Annotated in this window: 5 protein-coding genes; 3 read left to right on the top strand and 2 right to left on the bottom strand. The window is 71.1% G+C overall.

Annotated features, from left to right (window positions below; translation table 11 throughout):
- Positions 1 to 488: ATP-binding protein (locus MXD58_RS17155; protein ID WP_250609546.1), on the top strand; the 488-nt coding region annotated here is incomplete at its 5' end.
- A gap of 135 nt (positions 489 to 623) precedes the next feature.
- Positions 624 to 1,448: an ABC transporter ATP-binding protein gene (locus MXD58_RS17150; RefSeq protein WP_248838311.1), complete on the top strand. Its 825-nt coding sequence runs from the start codon at positions 624 to 626 to the stop codon at positions 1,446 to 1,448.
- Positions 1,449 to 2,157: 709 nt separating this feature from the next.
- On the opposite strand, the gene MXD58_RS17145 is transcribed toward MXD58_RS17150, so the two are convergent.
- Complete coding sequence (locus tag MXD58_RS17145) at positions 2,158 to 2,586, bottom strand: hypothetical protein (protein ID WP_250609545.1); 429 nt, start codon at positions 2,584 to 2,586, stop codon at positions 2,158 to 2,160.
- A gap of 495 nt (positions 2,587 to 3,081) precedes the next feature.
- On the opposite strand from MXD58_RS17145, the gene MXD58_RS17140 reads away from it, so the two are divergent.
- Complete coding sequence (locus MXD58_RS17140) at positions 3,082 to 3,423, top strand: histone-like nucleoid-structuring protein Lsr2 (RefSeq protein WP_248819489.1); 342 nt, start codon at positions 3,082 to 3,084, stop codon at positions 3,421 to 3,423.
- Between the two features lie 216 nt (positions 3,424 to 3,639).
- Here the strand turns inward: MXD58_RS17140 and MXD58_RS17135 are convergent, their stop codons facing one another.
- Positions 3,640 to 5,022, bottom strand: coding sequence for an aminopeptidase P family protein (locus MXD58_RS17135; protein WP_250609544.1), 1,383 nt, complete (start codon positions 5,020 to 5,022; stop codon positions 3,640 to 3,642).
- Positions 5,023 to 6,407: the final 1,385 nt, after the last annotated feature.

Raw genomic sequence — 6,407 nt, 5'->3', positions numbered from 1 at the left:
GCCTTGGCCGGGACGGCGAGCCGGCGGCGGAGGACAGCGCCGTGGCGCTGCTGTTCGCTCGGCTGCCCGGCGCGGCGGTGGCCGGTGTGAGCCTGCTCGACGTGACCGTCGACGGGGCGCAGGGCCTGCGGGAGGTGCGGGCCCAGGGCCGCCTCGCGTTGGAGAACCTGGGCGGCCTGTCCGCCGAGGTCATCGACTCCGTCGTGCTGGTCCTGTCCGAGCTGACCAGCAACGCCGTGCGGCACGGCCGGCCACGGTGCTCGGTGCGCCTGCGCCGCTTCGGTGACCGGGCGGTCATCGAGGTCGCCGACGGCGGCGGCCGACTGCCGCGGCGCCGGCAGGCCGCGCCGGAGGACGAGGCCGGGCGCGGGCTCGATCTGGTGTCGCGGATCGCGGTGCGCCACGGCGTCAGGATGATCGTCGAGGGCAAGGTCGTCTGGGCGGAGATCGATCTCGCGGCCGGGCCCGACGGCCCAGGAGGGCCATGAGACGCGTGGCTGCCCGGCGGGTGCCGGGCCCGGCGGCCCCGGTGGGACGGGTTCGCGGACGGTCCCGGCGAGTGTGGCGGTGTCGGGATCGTCCTGGCGGCATAGGCGGCATGGCGTTCGCGTAACGTGAGCCTCATGCCGGACGCGGTGCTGCGCCTCGACAAGGTCAATGTCGTGCGAGACGGGTCATTCCTGTTGCGGGACGTGACGTGGGAGATCTCGCCTGGGCAGCGTTGGGTCGTTCTCGGCCCCAACGGCGCCGGTAAGACGACTCTGCTGCAGGTCGCCTCCGGTCGGCTGTTCCCCACCGGCGGCGGCGTCGATCTGTTCGGCCACCGCCTCGGCACGGTGAACATCCTCGACCTGCGTTACCGGGTCGGTGTGGTCAGCCCCGCGCTCGTCGAGTCGCCGCCGCCGGAGGAACGCGTCCTCGACGCGGTCGTCACCGCGGGATGGTCGGTGCTTGGCCGCGGCGATGAGCAGTACGACGACGTCGATCTCGCCCGCGCGGCGGGCCTGCTGGCGCAGTTCGGCTGCCGCGAGCTCAGCGACCGGCGGTTCGGGACCCTGTCCGAAGGCGAGCGTAAGCGGGTGCTGATCGCCCGCTCGTTGATGACCGACCCCGAACTGCTGCTGCTGGACGAGCCCGCCTCGGGGCTCGACCTCGGCGCCCGCGAGGCGCTGTTGCGCCGTCTGACCCGGTTCGCGGCCGATCCGCTGGCCCCCGTCACCGTTCTGGTCAGCCACCACGTCGAGGAGATCCCGGTCGGGATGACGCACGCCCTGCTGGTCCGCCGCGGGCAGGTACGCGCGGCCGGCCCGGTGGCCGAGGTGCTCACCGCCGCGCGGCTGTCCGACTGCTTCGGGATCCCACTCGAGATCAGCGTTGCGGGGGGCCGTTACAGCGCCCGCCTCGCCGCCGGACCGCCGCCGCGGCGACCGGCTTCCGTCGGGGTCTGACCCGTCAGGGCCTGACCTGGGCAGCGTTCCCTTCGCTCGGCCTTCGCGCGCATCGGCGGGAGGTCGTCGGCCCGGCCGGATCCTCATCGGCTGACGCGGGGCTTTCCGCGTGCGGGCCGGTCCGCCGGCCGCGGGCTTGGCGGCACCCGGGGACGCTTTCGGTGGTCCGTGTTCAGCCGTGGTCGCGTTGCTCAGCCGGGCCCCGCGATCCCCGCCGCTTTCGCGGCGGCCCGTGACCGGGCCTGCCATCCCGGTACGCCGTCCGATCCGGTGCGAGGCGATGTCTGCCCGGCACAGGATCGCACCCGGTTGTGGGGGCCGGTCGCGGCGCCGCTTGCGGGGGCCGCTGAGCGCCCCTGAGCATGACCGGACCCGCCGGGCGCCTGGGTTGGGGACCGGGGCCGTGAACGGCGGCCTGGGCGCAACGAGCGTGGGTCGGTGGACCCGCCCGCGGCCGGCTGGTGGAACCACGGTGGCGACGGGCGGATTTGGCGGCCCGCGGAGCGCCCCAGAAAGCCCGAGAAGGCGTCGATCGGTGGCCGCGAGGGTAAATTGCTCCGTCGACGTTCCACGGCCGGCACGCGCCTTGCGGTGAGCCTGGAGCGGTGGCCGGTCGCGGCCGCCGCCGGATTACCGGAGCCCGTCGCGCGGCCCGGCCTCGCCGCCGTCTTTCCGGCGCCCGCGGGCCCTGCGCCGTACGGCCCGGCGCTCAGCTGTCGAGGCGCTCCCGAAGCCAGCGCGCACCGCGGGTGTCGGCGCCGAGTGCACGCACCCGTTCGACGAGCGCGCGATCAGAAGTGATCACCAGTGGACCCGGGCCGGCTTCCGCGGTGGCCGCGACAATGGCGTCGTCGCCGTGCCCCGGCGCGTGCATGACGACGACGGCCGGCCGCCGCGCCGGTGCGACGGTGACCGGCGCCGGCTCCGTGTCGACCTCGCCGGCCGGGATCCCCGACCGGGCGGCACCCTCAAGAACGACCACGATCCGTGCGGGCAATTCTTCCTGTCCTGACTGGACGGGATCGGAGTTGGTGGCGGCGGTCCACGCCGCGATTTCGGCGACCAGACGCCTGGCCGCACCCGGACGGTCACGCCACCAGCCGTCGGCGCGGGCGCCAATCACGTTGGCACCGTCCACCACCCACGTCCGTGGGTACTCATCCGTGCGCCGAGCCTTAGGGGCGGCGCCTGAATCAGGCGTACTCATCCGCCACCACGATCCCCATTGGCATTCGTACCGGTCGGTTCCGCTCGCGGCACGAGCGCCCCAAAGCAGCCGCGGGCTGATGCTGGTCGATTGCCTGGCAATCGTCCGCGGAGTCGGTAGACGAACACGATCGGTGTCCCAAGGTCGGTGGACATGGCCGCCGGGTGGCCGACGGCGGCCCAACTGTCCGCTTGCGGTCGGCGTTTCGGCTGGGAAGGTGTGATTCGCAGAACATGATCGCCCCCTATCATGCCGAGCTTGGACGCTGTCTTTGGGTTCCGCACTCCGACCGCCACAGCGTCGCGCGTCTTCGTGTTCGCCGGCCCAAGCCGCGAGTCAGTCGAACCAGGCGCGACAGTTCCAGGTGTTCTCGTGGTAATACTAGACGCGTGAGTTCAGCGGTCCGCTGACCTGAAGGAGTGTGGCATGGCCCAGAAGACCATCGTCTCGTTGATTGACGATCTCAGTGGAGAAGAGGCCGACGAGACTGTCCGCTTCGGACTCGACGGTGCGCAGTATGAGATCGACCTGTCGGAGAAGAACGCGACGAAGTTGCGTGAGTCGCTGGCTCCGTTCGTGACCGCGGCCCGTCGTTCCGGCGGTCGTGCGGCGGGCGGGCGGCGCGGCGTGCGTACCCCTTCGCGGCGTACCGGCGGAACCGACCGCACCGCCGACATTCGTGAGTGGGCGCGCAGCAACGGTTACACGGTGAGTGACCGTGGCCGTATCGCCTCCAACATCGTTGAGGCGTACGACAAGGCCCACTAGTCCTGGCCTTGGCGACTTTCCTAGTCGAGGCTCGAAGCAGTGGACCATGTAGCACCTGGCGCACCCGCGGTATTCGGCCGCGGGACGCGCGCCCCACTGGCCCGGGACCTGCTGGTCACGTTTTACCAGGGCGGGTTCCTGCCACACCGGTCGGGCCGGTGTGGCAGGAACGATTGACCCCGCCGACGCGGGCTGTCGCCGTCTCTGTTCGTTCCGTCAGTTCGGCAGATGCCGGCCCATCCAGTTTTCGACGTCTTCCGAGGTTCGGGGAAGCGACGCGGACAAGTTCCGCCATCCCTGGCCGGTGACCAGGATGTCGTCTTCTATCCGGACCCCGATGCCGCGAAGCTCTGGGGGAACGGTCAGATCGTCGGGTTGGAAGTACAGCCCGGGTTCCACGGTGAGCACCATGCCAGGCTCCAGGGCGGCGTCCCGGTAGGTCTCGTCCCGGGCCTGGGCGCAGTCATGAACATCCAGGCCCAGCATGTGCGACGTGGAATGCAGGGTGTACCGCCGGTGCAGGCCCGCTCCCGGCGCCTGGGGATCCGTGGCGAGGGATGCCTGGGCACCCTGGGGAAGCAGGCCCCAGTCGTCCAGAGCGGCGGCTATGACGCGCATTGCCGCACGGTGCGGGTCCATGAAGGACGCGCCCGGCCGGACCGCTTCGATACCGGCCTGCTGAGCGCGTAGCACCACGTCGTAGACCTTTCGCTGCAGCTCGGTGAACCGGCCCGTGATCGGCAGCGTGCGGGTGACGTCGGCGGTGTAGAGCGACGGCCCCTCCACCCCCATGTCCAGCAGGGCGAGTTCGCCGGCTCGCACCGGCCCGTCGTCGCGCACCCAGTGCAGGGTGGTCGCGTGCTGGCCGCAGGCCACGATGGAGCCATATCCGACGTCGTTGCCCTCCACCCGGGCCCGCCGCCAGAAGGTGCCTTCCAGCCACCGCTCCCCGTTGGGCAGCCCCATCGCGTGGCCGATTTCCCCCACGCACTCGGTGAAGCCGCGGGTCGTCGCGGCGACGGCCTCCTCCAGCCGGGCGATCTCGAAGTCGTCCTTGAGCAGGCGCAGCTCGGAAAGTGTCTGGGCGAGCCGCCGATCCCGATCGTCTGTCGATCCGGGAGCTGACCACCGCAGCACCGAGCGGTCGACCTGCGGATCGATTTCGCGCAGCACCCGGGTCTTTCCCGGTGCGAGCCGGGCCAGCCTGTTCGGAAGTTCGGTCAGCGGTCGGCTCTCGATCTCCAGCGCCGCCGCTGTCTCCCGAACCCCCGGACGGGGTCCCACCCAGAGTTCCCCGTATCGACGGTCCGTATAGAACGCCGAGCTGGACCGGTCGGACCGGTCGGGGACATACAGCGTCGCCAGGTGCTCGCCGGCCGCGTTGGGTAGCAGAACCAGCACGGCGTCAGGTTCATGACAACCTGTCAACCAGAAGAAGTCACTTCCCGGACGGAACGGATAATCCGTGTCGTTTGCCCGCACCCGCAGACCGCCGCTGGGCACGACCAGGGCGTCGCCCGGGAAGCGGGAGCCCAACAAGGCCCGGCGTTTCGCCGTGTAGGGTGCGCAGTCATCACGAGATGGCAGAGCGTTGTCCATCGGCGCCCAGCCGGTCGCCATAAATCGCCGGAACGCGGTCGGTGGTTCCTCATCGTGGTTGGCCTGGCCTGGTTCACGTCCGGAAGGCGGCAGGGGATCCGGGTCGCCGGCAGCCGACTCGGCGGCGGAGGCAAGGGCCGAATCCGGATCTGTCCCGCCGGAATCCAACGCCGTGGCCGGGGGATCCGGCTGGCTCCGGACAACGTCCGTGTCGCTGGTCGGGATGACGTTCTGGCCGTGCTCACCCGCGGTTCCCGTGGGTACCCCCGCGCTCGGCGCTCGGGGTGTGCTTTGGTCGGACTGGGCACTCATACCGCTAACGGTAGGGCGGCCGGGCTTCGACGGGTAGTACTGCCACCGCCCGGACGCCGCCCCACGGCGGGGAACATCTTCTGTCCGGCTGCACCGGTATTTCGTCGAAGCAGTAGTCCGGATGAGCTCGGGAGCGCCCCGCTCGCCTCTGCTCCCGCGCCCTGTTGGAGTACAGACACGCCCTCATCGCGATCGTTGCGACTGCGGCGCGCAGTGACATCACGGTTGCCATCCGGCGGTAACCGGGAAGGTGTATGTGGGCGGTTCGCCGTTAACGGGAGCGCGCGATCCGTTGCCGCGGATCTGTAATATCCGCCGATTCGTAACTTTCTGTCGTCGCGGGTTGACGCCGGCTCCGGGCTCGGGAGTCGGGGTCGACGCGGCACCGCCGTCACGGGTTGGTCAGGATGCGGAAGGCCGAGCGGTGCGTAAACCTGTGTGCCCGATATGTGATGTGTTCAGCAGTGCGGGGTCACCCGGCCGGACCGCGGGGTGACACGAAGTCGGGCCGGCGGGCGAGTCGAGGCATCACAGGTACTCGCGGGGGCACCGCCCTGAATAGTCGCCGCGTTTACGCCAGCCTGTGCGCCAAGAATCCGCTGGTGCGTCCTGAAACGGCGGATCCCGGCGACCGGCGCCGTCGGGGCCGGTACGGGGGGTGGCCGTGGGCTCACCGCGTCGCCGATCCGACAGTAGCCGGCAGCGGCGTTGGTGTCGTCTGTCCGCGATGAATGAGAGGCTGTCCGGGAGTGTTCCGTTCGTCCGCTCACGGCGGGCGTGACCGGCTCGGCGGGTGACGTGGCACAGGACACCGCCACCGGCGCGGACGCTCACCTCCCGGTGGAAGCAAGGAGGGGGAGGCTCCATGACCTGGCCGCCTGATCGGCCGCAACGGTACGGACCGCCCCCGGCGGAACGCGGGGACGGCGGCGAGGGGTCAGCTGGTGCGCGGCGCGATCCCCGTCGCCGCGGCGCGTCACCGGAGAACTGGCCCGCCGGTCAGTGGCAGCGCCACGATCCCGGCGCGCCCAGGCGCCGCAACGCCGGGCCGCGGCGCCCGGCCGACCCCGGCG

The organism is Frankia sp. AgKG'84/4 (genome assembly GCF_023242965.2).
Classification (GTDB): domain Bacteria; phylum Actinomycetota; class Actinomycetes; order Frankiales; family Frankiaceae; genus Frankia.
The sequence above is the reverse complement of the archived record's forward strand: the minus strand, read 5'-3'. Positions and strand labels throughout refer to the sequence as shown.

Bases quoted from the DNA above. Each gene is read 5' to 3' on its own strand.
- MXD58_RS17150 (WP_248838311.1), top strand. From the start codon at position 624: ATGCCGGACGCGGTGCTGCGCCTCGACAAGGTCAATGTCGTGCGAGAC.
- MXD58_RS17135 (WP_250609544.1), bottom strand. From the start codon at position 5,022: ATGGACAACGCTCTGCCATCTCGTGATGACTGCGCACCCTACACGGCG.
- MXD58_RS17140 (WP_248819489.1), top strand. From the start codon at position 3,082: ATGGCCCAGAAGACCATCGTCTCGTTGATTGACGATCTCAGTGGAGAA.